The 16,790-nt window shown below is 71.9% G+C and carries 14 protein-coding genes; all 14 read left to right on the top strand.

Annotated features, from left to right (window positions below; all coding sequences use genetic code 11):
- Positions 1-51: 51 nt before the first annotated feature.
- Entirely contained in the window at positions 52-2,007 is a 1,956-nt protein-coding gene (locus tag ACWEMJ_RS31100; RefSeq protein WP_452140469.1) for a peptidoglycan D,D-transpeptidase FtsI family protein, read from the top strand.
- Between the two features lie 121 nt (positions 2,008-2,128).
- Positions 2,129-3,673: a UDP-N-acetylmuramoyl-L-alanyl-D-glutamate--2,6-diaminopimelate ligase gene (locus ACWEMJ_RS31095; RefSeq protein WP_452140468.1), complete on the top strand. Its 1,545-nt coding sequence runs from the start codon at positions 2,129-2,131 to the stop codon at positions 3,671-3,673.
- Entirely contained in the window at positions 3,670-5,073 is a 1,404-nt protein-coding gene (locus ACWEMJ_RS31090) for a UDP-N-acetylmuramoyl-tripeptide--D-alanyl-D-alanine ligase (protein WP_452140467.1), read from the top strand. The genes ACWEMJ_RS31095 and ACWEMJ_RS31090 overlap by 4 nt, the downstream gene beginning before the upstream one ends.
- A complete protein-coding gene (gene mraY / locus ACWEMJ_RS31085) occupies positions 5,070-6,131 on the top strand; it encodes a phospho-N-acetylmuramoyl-pentapeptide-transferase (protein ID WP_452140466.1) in 1,062 nt (353 codons plus the stop codon). The genes ACWEMJ_RS31090 and mraY overlap by 4 nt, the downstream gene beginning before the upstream one ends.
- Positions 6,116-7,552 (top strand): UDP-N-acetylmuramoyl-L-alanine--D-glutamate ligase, encoded by a 1,437-nt coding sequence (gene murD, locus ACWEMJ_RS31080; protein WP_452140465.1) that lies wholly within the window; start codon positions 6,116-6,118, stop codon positions 7,550-7,552. Before mraY ends, murD begins: the two co-directional genes overlap by 16 nt.
- Positions 7,553-7,736: 184 nt before the next feature.
- Positions 7,737-9,110, top strand: a complete 1,374-nt coding sequence (gene ftsW, locus ACWEMJ_RS31075) for a putative lipid II flippase FtsW (protein ID WP_452140464.1) — start codon at positions 7,737-7,739, stop codon at positions 9,108-9,110.
- Between the two features lie 6 nt (positions 9,111-9,116).
- A complete protein-coding gene (murG, locus tag ACWEMJ_RS31070; protein WP_452140463.1) occupies positions 9,117-10,223 on the top strand; it encodes an undecaprenyldiphospho-muramoylpentapeptide beta-N-acetylglucosaminyltransferase in 1,107 nt (368 codons plus the stop codon).
- Entirely contained in the window at positions 10,216-10,989 is a 774-nt protein-coding gene (locus ACWEMJ_RS31065; protein WP_452140462.1) for a cell division protein FtsQ/DivIB, read from the top strand. Before murG ends, ACWEMJ_RS31065 begins: the two co-directional genes overlap by 8 nt.
- Before the next feature lie 333 nt (positions 10,990-11,322).
- Positions 11,323-12,537 carry a cell division protein FtsZ gene (ftsZ, locus tag ACWEMJ_RS31060; RefSeq protein ID WP_452140461.1) on the top strand — a complete coding sequence of 405 codons (1,215 nt, stop codon included), beginning with the start codon at positions 11,323-11,325 and terminating at the stop codon, positions 12,535-12,537.
- Positions 12,534-13,268, top strand: coding sequence for a peptidoglycan editing factor PgeF (pgeF, locus tag ACWEMJ_RS31055; protein WP_452140460.1), 735 nt, complete (start codon positions 12,534-12,536; stop codon positions 13,266-13,268). The genes ftsZ and pgeF overlap by 4 nt, the downstream gene beginning before the upstream one ends.
- Positions 13,265-14,053 carry a YggS family pyridoxal phosphate-dependent enzyme gene (locus ACWEMJ_RS31050; RefSeq protein WP_452140459.1) on the top strand — a complete coding sequence of 263 codons (789 nt, stop codon included), beginning with the start codon at positions 13,265-13,267 and terminating at the stop codon, positions 14,051-14,053. The genes pgeF and ACWEMJ_RS31050 overlap by 4 nt, the downstream gene beginning before the upstream one ends.
- Before the next feature lie 192 nt (positions 14,054-14,245).
- Positions 14,246-14,863, top strand: coding sequence for a cell division protein SepF (locus tag ACWEMJ_RS31045; RefSeq protein ID WP_452140458.1), 618 nt, complete (start codon positions 14,246-14,248; stop codon positions 14,861-14,863).
- 78 nt (positions 14,864-14,941) lie between these two features.
- Positions 14,942-15,232: a YggT family protein gene (locus ACWEMJ_RS31040; RefSeq protein ID WP_033216891.1), complete on the top strand. Its 291-nt coding sequence runs from the start codon at positions 14,942-14,944 to the stop codon at positions 15,230-15,232.
- Between the two features lie 46 nt (positions 15,233-15,278).
- Entirely contained in the window at positions 15,279-16,589 is a 1,311-nt protein-coding gene (locus ACWEMJ_RS31035; RefSeq protein ID WP_452140457.1) for a DivIVA domain-containing protein, read from the top strand.
- The last annotated feature ends 201 nt before the right edge of the window (positions 16,590-16,790 follow it).

The following is a 16,790-nucleotide window of genomic DNA, read 5'->3' as shown; positions in this document are numbered from 1 at the left end:
CGGCGGCTGACGGCGGAGCGGGAGGCCGCGCACCGGCTGTACCCGCTGGTGCTGGACGCGCTGCTGGCCGACGACGACCCGTCCTCGCCGCGCCGCCCGGCACCCGGGCCGCGCACCATCAGACTGGCCGACCCCCGGCGCAGGCTGCGGCTGGTGACGGCCTGTCTGGGCCTGGTGTTCGTGATCTTCGCGGGCCGCCTGGTGCAGCTCCAGCTGCTGGACTCCGACGCGCTGGCGGCCGGCGCCGGGGCCAACAAGTACGTGCGGGTGACGCTGCCCGCCGAGCGCGGCTCGATCACCGCCGCCGACGGCACCGTACTGGCCACCAGCGTGGACGCGTACGACATCACCGCCGACCCGACCATGTTCACCCCCGAGGCGATCCACCTGCCGGACGCCCCCGAGCAGGCCGCCGCGCTGCTCGCGCCGATCCTCGGCCAGCCGAAGGAGAAGCTGGCGGCGGCGCTGCACCTGAACGCGAAGAACCCGAAGAGCCAGTACGCGCTGCTGGCCGCCCGTCAGGACCCGCGGACCAAGGTGCAGATCGCCGACCTGAAGTCCGCGCTGACCAAGCAGACCGACACCAAGGCCTGCCGGGGCCAGCGCGAGATGCTCGGCAAGCCCGCCGAGAAGGGCGGCCGGCAGTTCCTCGACGCCGCCTGCGCCAACCCGCTGGCCGGCGTGTTCTGGGAGCAGTCGACCCGGCGCAGCTACCCGGCGAACGGGCTGGCCGCCAACCTGGTCGGCTTCGTCAACGCCGAGGGCACCGGCACCGGCGGCCTGGAACTCCAGTACCAGCAGCAGCTGGCGGGCGAGAACGGCTACTCGACCTACGCCTCGGCCGGCGGCCGCCGGGTCGCCACCGCCGGCGGCAGCCGGCAGGACGCGGTGCCCGGCAGCGACCTGCGGCTGACGCTGAACCCCGACATCCAGTGGGCGGCCCAGCGCGCCATCACCGACCAGGTGTCCAACGCCGGGGCGGAGAAGGGCTACGTCATAGTCCAGGACGTGAAGTCCGGTCAGGTGCTGGCGATGGCCACCTCGCCGGGCTTCAACCCGAACGACCTGTCCTCCGCCCGCGCCGACCAGATCGGCAACCCGGCCCTCCAGGACGCCTACGAGCCGGGCTCCACCGCCAAGCTGATGACCATGGCGGCCGTGCTGGACACCGGCGCCGCGAACTGGGACACCCACGTCACGGTGCCCAACACCCTGCAGCGCTCCGACCGGGTCTTCCACGACGACATCGACCACGAGACCTGGTACCTGACGCTGGCCGGGGTGCTCGCCAAGTCGTCCAACATCGGCACCATCGAGGCCGCCGAACACCTCGGCCCCACCCAGGCCGAGGCCAACAAGGTGCTCGCCGGGTACCTCGACAAGTTCGGCATCGGCCGGCCCACCGGGCTGGGCTTCCCCGGCGAGACCCGCGGCATCCTGGCCAAGCCGGAGGACTGGAACGGCTCGCAGCAGTACACCATCCCGTTCGGCCAGGGCCTGTCGGTGAACGCCCTGCAGGCCACCTCGGTGTTCTCCACCATCGCCAACGGCGGCGTCCGGGTCGCCCCCAGCCTGCTGGCCGGCACCACCGGGCCGGACGGGCGGTACACGCCCGCGCCGGCCGGGGAGCAGAGCCGGGTGGTGACGGAATCGACCGCGAAGACGCTGACCGAGATGCTGGAGTCCGTCGTCACCGACGAGCAGGGCACCGGCACCAAGGCGCAGATCCCGGGCTACCGGGTGGCCGGCAAGACCGGCACCGCCGACCGGGTGGACCCGAAGTCCGGCAAGTACTCCGGGTACACCGCCTCCTTCATCGGCTTCGCGCCCGCCGACCAGCCCAAGGTGACCGTCTCCTGCGTCATCCAGGCCCCGGTCAACGGGCACTTCGGCGGGCAGCTGTGCGGGCCCGTGTTCAAGCAGGTGATGGAGTTCACCCTGAAGACCCTCCAGGTCCCGCCGAGCGGCAGCGAGGCGCCGAACCTGCCCGTCGACTGGAAGCCCTGAGATGAGCGACACCCCCGACACTTCGCGGCGCGCCGCGGCCGACGGACGCGATGTGAGCAGCGTCACGGTCGACGGGACCCGGTTTGGCCCCGGGGGGCATGGGGCCGATAGCCTTCCGGCCGTGCCGAAATCCGATCAAATCTCCGCGAGTCCCCCCCGTCCGAGCCGCACCGCGGCGCTGCCCCTCGCCGAGGCGGCCCGGCTGCTCGGGCTGCCGCCCCTCGACGGCCCGGCCGTCACCGGCATCACCCACGACTCCCGGGCGGTGCGCCCCGGCGACGTGTACGTGGCCTTCCCGGGCGCCAACCACCACGGCGCGGCGTTCGCCGCGGGCGCGGTGGCCTCCGGCGCGGTCGCGGTGCTCACCGACGCCGCCGGCGCGGAGCTGGCCGCCGACGCGGGCGTGCCGCTGCTGGTGGTGGACAGCCCCCGCGCGGTGATGGGCGAGCTCGCCGCGGCGGTCTACGGGGCCGCCGCGACGCGGATGCTGATGATCGGCCTGACCGGCACCAACGGCAAGACCACCACCTCGTACCTGGTCGAGGGCGGCCTGCGCGGGGCGGGCCGGCTGCCCGGCGTGATCGGCACCGTCGAGATGCGGGTCGGCGCGGAGCGGATCAAGTCCGAGCGCACCACCCCCGAGGCCACCGACCTGCACGCGGTGCTCGCCGTGATGCACGAGTCCGGCGCCGACTCGGTGGTCATGGAGGTCTCCAGCCACGCGCTGGTGTACGGCCGCACCGACGGCGTGGCCTACGACGTCGCGCTGTTCAACAACCTGACGCCGGAACACCTCGACTTCCACCCCGACATGGAGGACTACTACCGGGCCAAGGCCCGGCTGTTCGAGCCCGGCAAGGCCCGGCTCGGCGTCGCCAACCGCGACGACTCCTACGGCCGCCGGCTGGCCGGCGAGGCCCGGATCCCGATGGTGACCTTCTCCGCCGCGGGCGACCCGGCCGCCGACTGGCGCGCCGTCGACGTCCAGCTCGGCCCGGCCGGCTCCACCTTCACCGTGCTCGGCCCGGACGGCGCCCGCGCCGCGGCCTCGGTGCCGCTGCCCGGCCCGTTCAACGTCGCCAACGCGCTCGGCGCGATCACCGCGCTGGTCACCGCCGGCATCGACCTGGACGCCGCGGTCGCCGGTGTGGCGCAGGTCCCGGGCGTGCCCGGCCGGCTGGAGAAGGTCGACGCCGGGCAGGCGTTCGTCGCCGTCGTCGACTACGCGCACAAGCCGGACGCGCTCAGCGCCGTCCTCGCCTCGCTGCGCGAGGTCACCAAGGGCCGGCTGCACGTCGTCGTCGGCTGCGGCGGCGACCGCGACCCGTACAAGCGCGGCCCGATGGGGGCGATCGCCGCCCGGCTCGCCGACACCGCCGTGCTGACCAGCGACAACCCGCGCTCCGAGGACGCCCTGGCGATCCTGTCCACCATGCTGGGCGGGGCCGCCGAGGTGCCCGAGGAGGAGCGCGGCGAGGTGCTCGCCGTTCCCGACCGCGCCGAGGCGATCGCGCTGGCCGTCGGCCGGGCGCACGCGGGGGACACCGTGCTGGTGGCCGGCAAGGGCCACGAGCTCGGGCAGTACGTGAAGGGCGAGGTCCGCCCGTTCGACGACCGCGAGGTGCTGCGGAGCGCGATGGAGCAGCTCATGGAGGTAGACCGGTGATCGCTCTGACCCTGGCCGAGGCCGCGAAAGCGGTCGACGGCACCCTGGACGCGGCCGACCCGGACGCGCTGATCACCGGCGCGGTGGTCACCGACAACCGGCGGATCGAGGCCGGCGGCCTGTTCGTGTGCGTGCTCGGCGAACGCGTCGACGGCCACGACTTCGCCGCCAAGGCGGTCGCCGACGGCGCCGTCGCGGTGCTCGCCACCCGCCCGGTCGGCGTGCCCGCGATCCTGGTCGACGACGTGGTCGTGGCGCTCGGCCGGCTCGCCCGCGCCGTGGTCGCCCGCGCCACCGACGTCCGGATCGTCGGCCTGACCGGTTCGGCCGGCAAGACCTCCACCAAGGACCTGATCGGCCAACTGCTCGCCAAGCACGGCGAGACGGTCTTCCCGGCCGGCTCGCACAACAACGAGATCGGCCACCCGCTGACGGCCCTCCAGGTCGCCCCCACCACCCGTCACCTGGTGATGGAGATGGGCGCCCGGCACAAGGGCGACATCGAGTACCTGACCGGCATCACCCCGCCCACCGTCGGCCTGGTGCTGAACATCGGCACCGCGCACCTCGGCGAGTTCGGCTCCAAGGAGGGCATCGCCGCCGCCAAGGGCGAGATGGTCGAGGCGCTGTCCGCCGACGGCGTCGCCGTGCTGAACGCCGACGACCCGCTGGTGCGCGCCATGAGCAGCCGCACCAAGGCCCGCGTGGTGCTGTTCGGCGAATCCCAGGACGCCCACGTCCGGGCCACCGACGTTCGCCTGGACGCCACCGGACGGCCACGCTTCACGCTCAGCACCCCGGCCGGTTCCGCACCCGTGCAGCTGCGCCTGTACGGTGAGCACCACGTCTCGAACGCCCTCGCCGCCGCAGCGGTGGCGGTGGAGCTCGGGATGCCCGTCGACCGCGTCGCCGAGGCACTCGGCGAAGCCGGTGCGCTGTCCCGTTGGCGCATGGAGGTGGTCGACCGGGCCGATGGCCTGACCGTCGTCAACGACGCCTACAACGCGAACCCGGAGTCCATGCGGGCCGCGCTGCGGGCCCTGGCGACGATGGCGGGCACGGGCCCGGAGCGCCGCCGCACCTGGGCGGTGCTCGGCGAGATGCGGGAGCTCGGCGAGGACAGCTTCGACGAGCACGACGCCATCGGGCGGCTCGCCGTCCGCCTCGACATCACCAAGCTGGTGGCGGTCGGCGGACGAGAGGCGGCCCGGATGGAACTGGGCGCGAGGAACGAAGGTTCGTGGGGTGAGGAGTCGGTGCTGGTGTCCGACGCGGACGCGGCGATCGAGCTGCTGCGCAGTCAAGTGCGGCCGGGGGACGTGGTCCTGGTGAAGGCATCCCGTTCGGTGGGCCTGGAGAAGGTCGCCGACGCACTGCTCGCGGACGGTGCCGCGAAGTGAAGCAGATCCTCTTCGCCGGCATGATCGGCCTGGTGCTGACCCTGCTCGGCACCCCCGCGCTGATCAAGCTGCTCGCCCGGCACGGCTACGGCCAGTACATCCGTGACGACGGCCCCAAGGCGCACCACAGCAAGAAGGGCACGCCCACCATGGGCGGCATCGCCTTCATCCTGGCCACCCTGATCGCCTACTTCGCCACCAAGGCGATAACGGGCGAGTCGCCCACCGCCTCCGGCCTGCTGGTGCTGTTCCTGACCACCGGCCTGGGCCTGGTCGGCTTCCTGGACGACTACATCAAGGTGGTCAAGCGCCGCTCGCTGGGCCTGCGGGCCAAGGCGAAGCTGCTCGGCCAGTCCTTCGTCGCACTCGCCTTCGCCGTCCTGGCGCTCCAGTTCGAGGACAGCCGGCAGAAGACCCCGGCCTCCGAGAGCCTGTCCTTCGTGCGGGACTTCCAGTGGACGATCGGCCCGGTGCTGTTCGTCCTGTTCGCCTACTTCATGATCGCCGCGATGTCGAACGGCGTGAACCTGACGGACGGTCTGGACGGCCTGGCCACCGGCGCCTCGGTGATGGTCTTCGGCGCCTACACCTTCATCGGCCTGTGGGAGCACACCCAGAGCTGCGCCTACGCGATCACGGCCACTGCGAACTGCTACGACGTCCGCGACCCGCTGGACCTCGCGGTGGTCGCCGCCGCCCTGATGGGCTCCTGCTTCGGCTTCCTGTGGTGGAACACCTCGCCCGCCAAGATCTTCATGGGCGACACCGGCTCGCTCGCGCTCGGCGGCGCGCTGGCCGGCCTGGCCATCGTCTCCCGCACCGAGCTGCTGCTCGCCATCCTCGGCGGCCTGTTCGTGATCATCACCCTTTCGGTGATCATCCAGGTCGGCTCGTTCCGGATGACCGGCAAGCGCGTTTTCAAGATGGCGCCGCTCCAGCACCACTTCGAACTGAAGGGCTGGAGCGAAGTCCTGATCGTGGTCCGGTTCTGGATCATCCAGGGCCTGTGCGTCGCCGTCGGACTCGGACTCTTCTACGCGGGATGGGTGACCGGATGATCAACCCGGAGTGGGCCGGCCTGCCGGTCGTCGTCGCGGGACTCGGCCTCTCCGGGGTCAGCGCCGCCCGGGTCCTGCACGGACTCGGGGCGCAGGTCACCGTGGTGGACGGCGGCACCGGCCCCGCGCTGGAGGCCAAGGCCGCCGCCCTCACCGCGCAGGGCCCCGCCGTCCGCCTCGGCGACGGCGCGAGCCTGCCCGAGGGCACCCGGCTGATCGTCACCTCGCCCGGCTGGGCCCCCGACAGCCCGCTGTTCGCCGCCGCCGAGCAGGCCGGCGTCCCCGTCTGGGGCGACGTCGAACTCGCCTGGCGGCTGCGCACCCCGCACCCCGCGACCGGCGAGCCCGCCCCCTGGCTGGCCGTCACCGGCACCAACGGCAAGACCACCACCGTCCAGATGCTGGCGTCCATCCTGACCGCCGCCGGCAGGCGCACCGCCGCCGTCGGCAACGTCGGCGTCTCGGTGCTGGACGCGGTGCTCGCCGAGGAGCCCTACGACGTCCTCGCCGTCGAGCTCTCCAGCTACCAGCTGCACTGGGCGCCCTCGCTGCGCGTCCACTCCGGCGCCGTGCTCAACCTGGCTCCCGACCACCTCGACTGGCACGGCTCGATGGACGCCTACGCCGCCGACAAGGGCCGGATCTACCAGGGCAACCAGGTCGCCTGCGTCTACAACCTGGCCGACCCCGCCACCGAGGCGCTGGTCCGCGAGGCCGACGTCGAGGAGGGCTGCCGGGCGATCGGCTTCGGCCTCGACGCCCCCGCCGTCTCCAACTTCGGCGTCGTGGACGGCCTGCTCGTCGACCGTGCCTTCGTCCCCGACCGGGACCGGGCCGCCGCCGAGATCGGGGCCGTCGCCGACATCTCCTCGCCCGCCCCGCACAACATCGCCAACGCCCTCGCGGCGGCGGCGCTGGCCCGGGCGTACGGCGTCGACGCCAAGGCCGTCCGCGACGGCCTGCGGGCCTTCACACCCGACGCCCACCGGATCGCGCGCGTCGCCGAGATCGACGGCGTCACCTACGTGGACGACTCCAAGGCCACCAACACCCACGCGACGGCGGCCTCGCTGGCCGCGTTCCGCCCCGTGGTGTGGATCGCCGGCGGCCTCGCCAAGGGCGCGACCTTCGACGAGCTGGTCGCCGAGGCGGCGCCCCGGCTGCGGGCCGCGGTGCTCATCGGCCAGGACCGGCAGCTGATCCGCGAGGCGCTGGCGCGACACGCCCCGGAGGTACCCGTGTTCGAACCCGCACCGGGGAAGACTGGCGCGGACGCGATGGCCGAGATCGTCCGGGTGGCGGCGGCCGCCGCGCACAAGGGCGACACCGTCCTGCTGGCACCCGCCTGCGCGTCGATGGACATGTTCACCAACTACGGTGAGCGCGGGGACATGTTCGCGGCAGCAGTTCGAGCGCTGTAGGGAAACCCAGGGGCGCGTGGGGGTACCGCCCGGCCCGCCAGGGCTGGGGGAGAACTACGCGACCAGCGCAGACCACCTCCGCGAGATCGCGGTCACGTGCAGGTCATTGCCCTGCGTCGCGATCTTGCGGACGGGGTGCCTTCCGCTTCGCGCAGTTCCCCGCGCCCCTGTTTGGTGGCCCGAAATGGTGAAGGAGACGGACGTGCCGCCCAGCGAGAAGCCGCGCCTACGGCTGGTCTCGGCGACCACGACCACCTTCAAGTCCGAGGGCCCTGTTGCGAGGCTGCGCGCGGCGCGTGAGCGGTTCGGGTACCTGATGGCCCGCCCGCTGACGCCGTACTACCTGATCCTCGGTTCGGCGCTGCTGCTGGTGGTGCTCGGGCTGGTGATGGTGTTCTCCGCCTCGCAGAGCGTGGTGGTGGACTTCGGGCTGCCGATGACGTTCTTCTTCCGCAAGCAGCTGATCGCCCTGCTGCTGGGCGGGGCGATCGCCGTGGTGCTGACCAGGGCCCCGGTCAGTGCGGTGCGCAAGGCCGCGTACCCGCTGCTGCTCGGGGTGGTGGCCGCGTTGGTGCTGGTGGCCGTGCCGGGCATCGGGGTGCGGATCAACGGCAACCGGAACTGGATCAGCCTGGGCTTCTTCCAGATCCAGCCGTCCGAGTTCGCCAAGCTCGCGCTGCTGCTGTGGGCGGCCGACCTGCTGGCCCGCAAGCAGCGCAACCACATGCTCAACCAGTGGAAGCACCTGCTGGTCCCGCTGGTGCCCGGCACCGTCGTGCTGATGATGCTGATCATGCTGGGCGGCGACATGGGCACCACGATGGTGCTGGTCGCGATGCTCTTCGGCCTGCTCTGGATGGTCGGCGCGCCGCTCCGGCTGTTCGCCGCCACCCTCGGCATCGCGGTGGTCGCGTGCACCGCGCTGATCATCACGGTGCCGCACCGCCTCGGCCGGCTCTCCTGCGTCGGCGTCACCAAGCCGGACCCCAACATGGACTGCTTCCAGGCGCTGCACGGACTGTACGCGCTGGCCGCGGGCGGACCGTTCGGATCCGGACTGGGCGCGGGCGTCGAGAAGTGGGGGCAACTCCCGGAGGCGCACACCGACTTCATCTTCGCCGCCACCGGCGAGGAACTCGGCCTGGTGGGGACGCTGTCCGTGCTCGCGCTCTTCGCGGCACTAGGCTACGCGGGTATCCGTGTGGCTCTCGGCACCACGGACCCGTTCGTCCGGTACGCGGCGGGCGCCGCCACCACGTGGATCATGGCTCAGGCCGTGGTCAACCTGGGGTCGGCGCTGGGACTCCTGCCCATCGCGGGCGTCCCGCTGCCGCTGTTCTCGTACGGTGGATCCGCGATGCTGTCGGCCATGTGCGCCATCGGGCTGCTGCTGTGCTTCGCGCGCAGCACCCCGGCGGCGAAGGCAGCGCTGGCTGCCCGGCCCCGCCGATGGCGTAAAGGGGCCAACTCCCGGTTCGGGTCCGTCCTGGACCGGGTGGTGCCAGGTAGGAGAACCACAGCGCGCAAGGCCTCCGGGCCGACGCGCAGGGAGCGGTGAATTTCGGTGCATGTCGTACTCGCCGGCGGCGGGACCGCCGGTCACATCGAGCCGGCCATGGCGCTCGCGGACGCGCTGCGCAGGCACGACCCGTCCGTCGGGATCACCGCGCTCGGCACCGAGCGCGGCCTGGAGACCCGACTGGTCCCGGAGCGCGGCTACGAGCTGGCGCTGATCCCGGCCGTGCCGCTGCCGCGCAAGCCCACCCCCGAGCTGATCACCGTCCCGGGCCGGCTGCGCGGCACCGTGCGGGCCGCCCAGGAGGTCATCGAGCGGGTCAACGCCGATGCCGTGGTCGGCTTCGGCGGCTACGTGGCGATGCCCGCCTACCTGGCCGCCAAGCGCGCCGGCGTGCCGATCGTGGTGCACGAGGCCAACGCCCGCCCCGGCCTGGCCAACAAGATCGGCGCCCGCTACAGCGACTTCGTCGCGGTCTCCACGCCCGACTCCAAGCTGCGCGACTCGCGCTACATCGGCATCCCGCTGCGCCGCACCATCGCCACCCTGGACCGCGGCACCGTCCGCCCGGAGGCCCGGCACTACTTCGGCCTGGACCAGCGCCTGCCCACCCTGCTGGTGTCCGGCGGCTCGCAGGGCGCCCGCCGGCTGAACGAGACCGTGCAGGCGATCGCGCCCCGGCTCCAGCAGTACGGCGTGCAGATCCTGCACGCGGTCGGCCCGAAGAACGAGCTGCCGACCATCGACGACATCCCGGGCATGCCGCCGTACCGCGCGGTGCCGTACCTGGACCGGATGGACCTGGCGTACGCCGCCGCCGACATGATGCTCTGCCGGGCCGGCGCGATGACGGTCGCCGAGCTCGCCGCGGTCGGGCTGCCGGCCGCGTTCGTGCCGCTGCCGATCGGCAACGGCGAACAGCGCCTGAACGCCCAGCCGATGGTGAAGGCCGGCGGCGGTCTGCTGGTGGACGACGCCGAGTTGACCCCGGAGTGGGTGCTGAAGAACGTGCTGCCGGTGCTCACCGACCCGGCGAAGCTGTGGGAAATGTCGCGTTCCGCCGCCGAGTTCGGCCGCCGGGACGCGGACGACCTGCTGGTGCAGATGGTGTACGAGGCGATCGAGGCCGCCCGCGGCGGCCGCCGCCGTGGCTGACGAGGACTACGAGGAGGAGTTCGGGGAGGACGGCGACGAGACCCGTCCGCCCCGGCTCCGGCTGTCCCGCCGGGGCGTGCTGGTACTGGTGGCGCTGGGCGCCCTGGTGCTCGGCGGCCTCGGCTGGACGGTGTTCTTCTCCTCCGCCCTGGACGTCCGCCGGATCGCCGTCCAGGGCCTGGACTCCGGGCAGTTGAGCCAGGACGAGGTGGAGCGGGCGCTCGGCCCGACCGCCCGCGGCCCGCTGGCCCGGGTCGATCTGGACCGCGCCCGCCAACTCGTCGGCCAGGTGCCCAGGGTGGCCCGGGTCGAGGTGTGGCGCGGCTGGCCGCACACCCTGCGGATCAAGGTGACGGAGCGTCGACCGGTGGCCGCGATCCGTGCCGACGACGGCCGGTTCGTCCAGGTCGACGCGGAGGGTGTGGAGTTCGCCACCGAGCCGCAACCCCCGTCCGGCGTCCCCGTGGTGGCGCTCCAGCTCGGCGGCCCGGCGAACGACGCGCTGCCCGTCATCGACCGCCCCGCCCTGGTCCGTTCGGCCATCACCGTGGCCGCCGGCCTTCCGCCGGACGTGGCCAAGCAGGCCGGTTCGCTCACGGTCTATTCCTACGACGACATCCGGCTCCAACTCGCCTCCGGCGCAACGGTCCGCTGGGGCAGCGCCGAGGACACTCCGCGCAAGGCCCGGGTGTTGACGGCGCTGCTCGGCCGGAAGGCGTCGAATTACGACGTGAGTGCGCCGGATGCCCCGGCGGTGTCCGGCTGATCCGGTAAGTTCTGTGCCTGGGGGAGGTATTGACGGAGCCGAGGCTCCGGTCCGACCCTTGGTGGTCACCCCGGTTTCACCGGGGGGTCGATGATCACATAGGCTCAAAAGAAAAAGGGAAGCTCGGCGTGTTCGTTGAAACACGCGCTGGTTGCGACCTACTGTCCTGTGTCAACGAGCTGTGCTCGACAATGAACTGACACCGGCACAGCGGTAACCCTCAACCTCAAGTTTAGGGTTCGGGTTGGAACCACGCGCTTCCCACCCATCGACATCCGTCGGCCTTCGTATCCAGGGGAGCCGACCCGGAAATTCGAGGCGAGAGGCCCCGACGTGGCAGCACCCCAGAATTACCTCGCGGTCATCAAGGTCGTCGGCATCGGTGGCGGCGGAGTCAACGCCATCAACCGGATGATCGAGGTCGGGCTCAAGGGCGTCGAGTTCATCGCGATCAACACCGATGCGCAGGCGCTCCTGATGAGCGACGCCGATGTGAAGCTCGACGTCGGCCGGGAGCTCACCCGCGGCCTCGGCGCCGGCGCGAACCCGGAGGTCGGCCGGAAGGCCGCGGAGGACCACCGCGAGGAGATCGAGGAGGTCCTCAAGGGGGCCGACATGGTCTTCGTGACGGCCGGCGAGGGCGGCGGCACCGGCACCGGCGGCGCGCCGGTGGTGGCCAACATCGCCCGCTCGCTCGGCGCGCTCACCATCGGCGTGGTCACCCGCCCGTTCACCTTCGAGGGCCGCCGTCGCGCCAACCAGGCCGAGGACGGCATCGCCTCGCTGCGCGAGCAGGTCGACACCCTGATCGTGATCCCCAACGACCGCCTGCTGTCGATCTCCGACCGCCAGGTCTCGGTGCTGGACGCGTTCCGCTCCGCCGACCAGGTGCTGCTCTCCGGCGTGCAGGGCATCACCGACCTGATCACCACCCCGGGTCTGATCAACCTGGACTTCGCCGACGTCAAGTCGGTGATGTCGGACGCCGGTTCGGCGCTGATGGGGATCGGCTCGGCGCGCGGCGAGGACCGCGCCAAGGCCGCCGCCGTGATGGCGATCTCCTCGCCGCTGCTGGAGGCCTCGATCGACGGCGCCCGCGGTGTGCTGCTGTCCATCTCGGGCGGCTCCGACCTCGGCCTGTTCGAGATCAACGAGGCGGCCCAGCTGGTCAGCGAGGCGGCCCACCCCGAGGCGAACATCATCTTCGGCGCGGTCATCGACGACGCGCTCGGCGACGAGGTCCGGGTCACCGTGATCGCGGCGGGCTTCGACGGCGGGCAGCCGCCGGCCATCGTCCGCGAGCCGGTGGTGAAGTCGACGTCCAGCTCGGCGTCGAGCAGCTCCTCGTCCGCCCCGGAGCGTCCGGCGACCCGCCCGTCCTACGGTTCGATCGGCTCGGTCACCCGCTCCGAGGAGCCGAGCCGCCCGTCCGAGGCCCCGGTGCCGGTGACCACCGCCCCGCCGGTGCCGCCGCAGGTGCAGCCGGTGCGCCAGCCGTACGTCGAGAGCCCCGCCGAGGAGCTCGACGTGCCGGATTTCCTGAAGTGATCGAAACGGCCTCTCGCCACGGTGCTCACTTCGCCTCCACCACCCGGTGGGGCGGGGTGAGCACCGCGCCGTACGGGGAGCTCAACCTCGGCGGCGCGGTGGGCGATTCGCCCGAAGCTGTGCAGCAGAACCGTTTCTTCGCCGCCCGCGAGCTGGGACTGGATCCGGCCGATGTGGTCTGGATGAACCAGGTGCACGGCGCGGACGTCGCGGTGGTGACGGAGCGCCAGCCCGCCGGGTACGCCCCGACGGTGGACGCCGTGGTCACCGACCGGCCGCTGGCCCTCGCGGTGCTGACCGCCGACTGCACCCCGGTGCTGCTGGCGGACCCCGAGGCCGGCGTGATCGGCGCGGCGCACGCCGGGCGCCCGGGCCTGGCCGCCGGGGTGGTCCCCGCGGTGGTCGCCGCGATGCGCGAGCTCGGGGCGCGTCCCGAGCGGATCCTCGCCGCCACCGGCCCCGCCGTGTGCGGCCGCTGCTACGAAGTGCCGGAGGCGATGCGCGCCGAGGTTGCCGCGCTCGTCCCGGCCGCCCGGTCGGAAACCTCCTGGGGCACCCCCGCCCTGGACGTGCCGGCCGGGGTCGCCGCCCAACTCGCCGAGGCGGGCGTGCACGATGTGGTGCGATCGACCGTCTGCACCCTGGAATCCCCGGACCACTACTCCTACCGTCGGGAGCAGCGGACCGGTCGACTCGCGAGCTACGTCTGGCTGGGGTCCCCACTCTCATGACGAACGACATCTTCGGTCCGTTCCCCGGACGCGCCGACTTCGCCGCCGCCCTGACGGACGCCCAGCGCGCCCGCTTCGAGGAGCTCGGCGCCAACCTCGACGTGGTCGAGCGGCGGATCGCCGACGCCTGCGCCGCGGCCGGGCGCCCGCGCGAGGAGGTCACCCTGATCGTGGTGACCAAGACCTACCCCGCCGAGGACACCGCCCTCCTCGCCGGACTGGGCGTCACCGACGTCGCGGAGAACCGCGACCAGGACGCCGCCCCCAAGGCCGAACGCTGCGTCAACCTCCCGCTGACGTGGCACTTCGTCGGACAGTTGCAGACCAACAAGGCCCGCTCGGTGGTCCGATATGCCGACTTGGTGCATTCGGTGGACCGCGCGCGCCTGGTCGACTCGCTGGCCGCCGCCGTGCGCAACGCCGAGCGCCCCCCGCTGGGCTGCCTGGTGCAGGTCGCGCTGGACAAGGAGGCGGGCGAGGGCGAGCACCGGGCCGGGGTCGCGCCCGCCGAGGTGCTCGAACTGGCCGAAAAGATCGCCGACACGCCCGGGCTGCAACTGCGGGGTGTGATGACGGTCGCACCGCTCGCGGGTCCGCTGGCGGGCGACCCCGCGCGCGCCTTCGCGCGCCTCGCGGAAATCGCAAGCGCCGTACGCGCGGTGCATCCGGCTGCCACGATGGTTTCGGCAGGGATGAGTGGGGATTTGGAGCAGGCGATCGCCGCCGGAGCGACACATGTACGCGTCGGTACGGCGGTACTCGGAGTGCGGTCACCGCTCGGGTAACGTCACCGAGTAAGTAGATCAGACTGCAGGACAAAATAGGACAGAACCTAGCAGATGATCCGTCTGCTGGTAAACCGTGGATCGCATCCGAGCGCACACCTCCGCGGTCTGACGGACCGTCGGCCTGACAGGCCGTGACCATCACGGCGTCCGCAGGCGAACGGTGGGCGCATGAGCGGAGGAGACAGCAGCATGGCCGGCGCGATGCGCAAAATGGCGGTCTATCTCGGCCTGGTCGAGGACGAGACCTACGACAGCCAGGGGTACGACCCCGACGACGACTACGACACGGACCCGGAGCCGATCCGTACCGGTCGCACCGAGGATCTGCGGTCCTCGAACCCCGCCCCGGCGGCCCCCGCCCAGCCGGCGCCCGTGGCCCAGATCGCGCCCCAGCCGGTGCCCGCCGCGGTCCCGATCCGCCAGGAGCAGCCGCGCATGGCCCCCGTGTCGTCCATCACATCCGAGCGCCACCGCAATCTGGAGAAGAGCACCCCGGTGATCATGCCCAAGGTCGTCAACGAACGAGAGTCCTACCGCATCACCACGCTGCACCCTCGCACCTACAACGAGGCCCGTACGATCGGGGAGCAGTTCCGCGGCGGCACGCCCGTGATCATGAATTTGACCGAGATGGACGACACGGACGCCAAGCGGCTCGTAGACTTCGCGGCTGGACTGGTCTTCGGTCTGCACGGCAGTATCGAGCGCGTGACACAGAAGGTGTTCCTCCTGTCGCCTGCTAACGTCGATGTCACGGCGGAGGACAAGGCTCGGATCGCCGAGGGTGGGTTCTTCAACCAGAGCTGACCCGGCCACGACTTTCTGTGTGGATCAGTTTGACAGTGCGTCACTGACGGACTGCCGGTCAGGGAGTAGGGAGAAGTGATGGGGATCTTCGGTTCGGTGCTCTATTGGGTGCTGACCGTGTTCCTGCTGATCCTGCTCTTCAGGCTGGTGATGGACTGGGTCTTCCAGTTCGCTCGATCGTGGCGTCCTGGGAAGGCCATGGTCGTGGTGCTGGAGGCCACGTACACTGTCACGGATCCGCCACTCAAGCTTCTTCGGCGATTCATCCCGCCGTTGCGTCTCGGGGGCGTGGCGCTCGACCTGTCCTTCTTCGTACTGATGATCATTGTGTATGTCCTGATCTCGCTCGTGCAGCGCCTGTCGTTCTGAACGATGCGACAGGATGCCGGTCCGACGATCACGTTGAGGTGAAGAGATGCCATTGACCCCCGAGGACGTTCGGAACAAGCAGTTCACGACCGTCCGGCTGCGCGAAGGCTATGACGAGGACGAGGTCGATGCCTTCCTCGACGAGGTCGAAGCCGAGCTGACCCGCCTGCTGCGCGAGAACGAGGACCTGCGCGCCAAGTTGGCGGCCGCCACGCGTGCCGCCGCGCAGAACCAGGCGAACATGCGCAAGGAGCAGCAGGCTCCGCAGGACGGCGGACGCCCCGGTGCTCCGGTGCCCGCCGCCATATCCGGACCGCCGGTGCCCGGCCAGCAGCAGGGCCCCGGTCCGCAGCAGCTCGGCGGCCCGCAGCAGCTCGCCGGTCCCCAGCAGGGGATGGGCAACCAGCCGCTCGGCCTGCCGTCCGGCGCGCCGCAGCTGCCCGCCGGCCAGGGCGGCCCGATGGGCGGTCCGATGGGCAACCCGATGCAGCAGCAGCAGATGGGCCAGACCATGGGCGGCCAGCAGCAGCTGGTCCAGCCGATGGGCGGTCAGATGCTGCAGCCGATGGGCAACCCGATGCAGCAGCAGCAGATGGGCCAGACCATGGGCGGGCAGCAGCTCCAGCCCATGGGCGGCCAGCAGTTGCAGCCGATGGGCGGCCCGATGGGCAACCCGATGCAGCAGCAGCAGGGCCCCGGTGGCGACAGCGCCGCCCGCGTCCTCGCGCTCGCCCAGCAGACCGCCGACCAGGCGATCTCCGAGGCCCGGTCCGAAGCCAACAAGATCGTCGGCGAGGCCCGCAGCCGCGCTGAGGGCCTGGAGCGCGACGCCCGTGCCAAGGCGGACGCGCTGGAGCGGGACGCGCAGGAGAAGCACCGCGTCGCGATGGGCTCGCTGGAGTCCGCCCGCGCCACGCTGGAGCGCAAGGTCGAGGACCTGCGCGCCTTCGAGCGCGAGTACCGCACGCGCCTGAAGTCCTACCTGGAGACCCAGCTGCGCCAGCTGGAGTCGCAGGCGGACGACTCGCTCGCCCCGCCGCGGATCCCCGCCACCGCGTCGCTGCCGCCGGCCGCTTCGTCGATGGCGCCCGCCGGTGCCGGTGCGATGTCCTCCTCGGCGCCGTCGTTCGGGTCCACGCCGTCGTTCGGCGGGAACCAGTCCTTCGGTGGCAGCTCCTTCGGCAGCTCGGCCGGCGCCCCGTCGTTCGGCGGTGCCTCGGCGAGCTCCAACGGGGCGATGGCGCCGGCCGGGATGACCCAGCCGATGGCGGCCGTGCGGCCGCAGCCTCCGCAGCCGATGCAGCAGGCTCCCGCTCCGATGCGCGGGTTCCTGATCGACGAGGACGGCGACAACTAGCGGTTCCGCAACGCGCACTCGAAAGGGCGCCCTTGGCCATTGAGGCTGGGGGCGCCCTTCGCGGTTGTGAAGCCGGGGGCGCGGGGAACTGCGCGAGCGACCACGTGCCCGTCCGCAAGGTCGCGATCACGTGCAGGTCATTGCCCGCGTCGCGATCTTGCGGTTGGGTGCCTTCCGCTTCGCGCAGTTCCCCGCGCCCCT

It is taken from the genome of Kitasatospora sp. NPDC004531 (assembly GCF_053602195.1).
The sequence above is the reverse complement of the archived record's forward strand: the minus strand, read 5'-3'. Positions and strand labels throughout refer to the sequence as shown.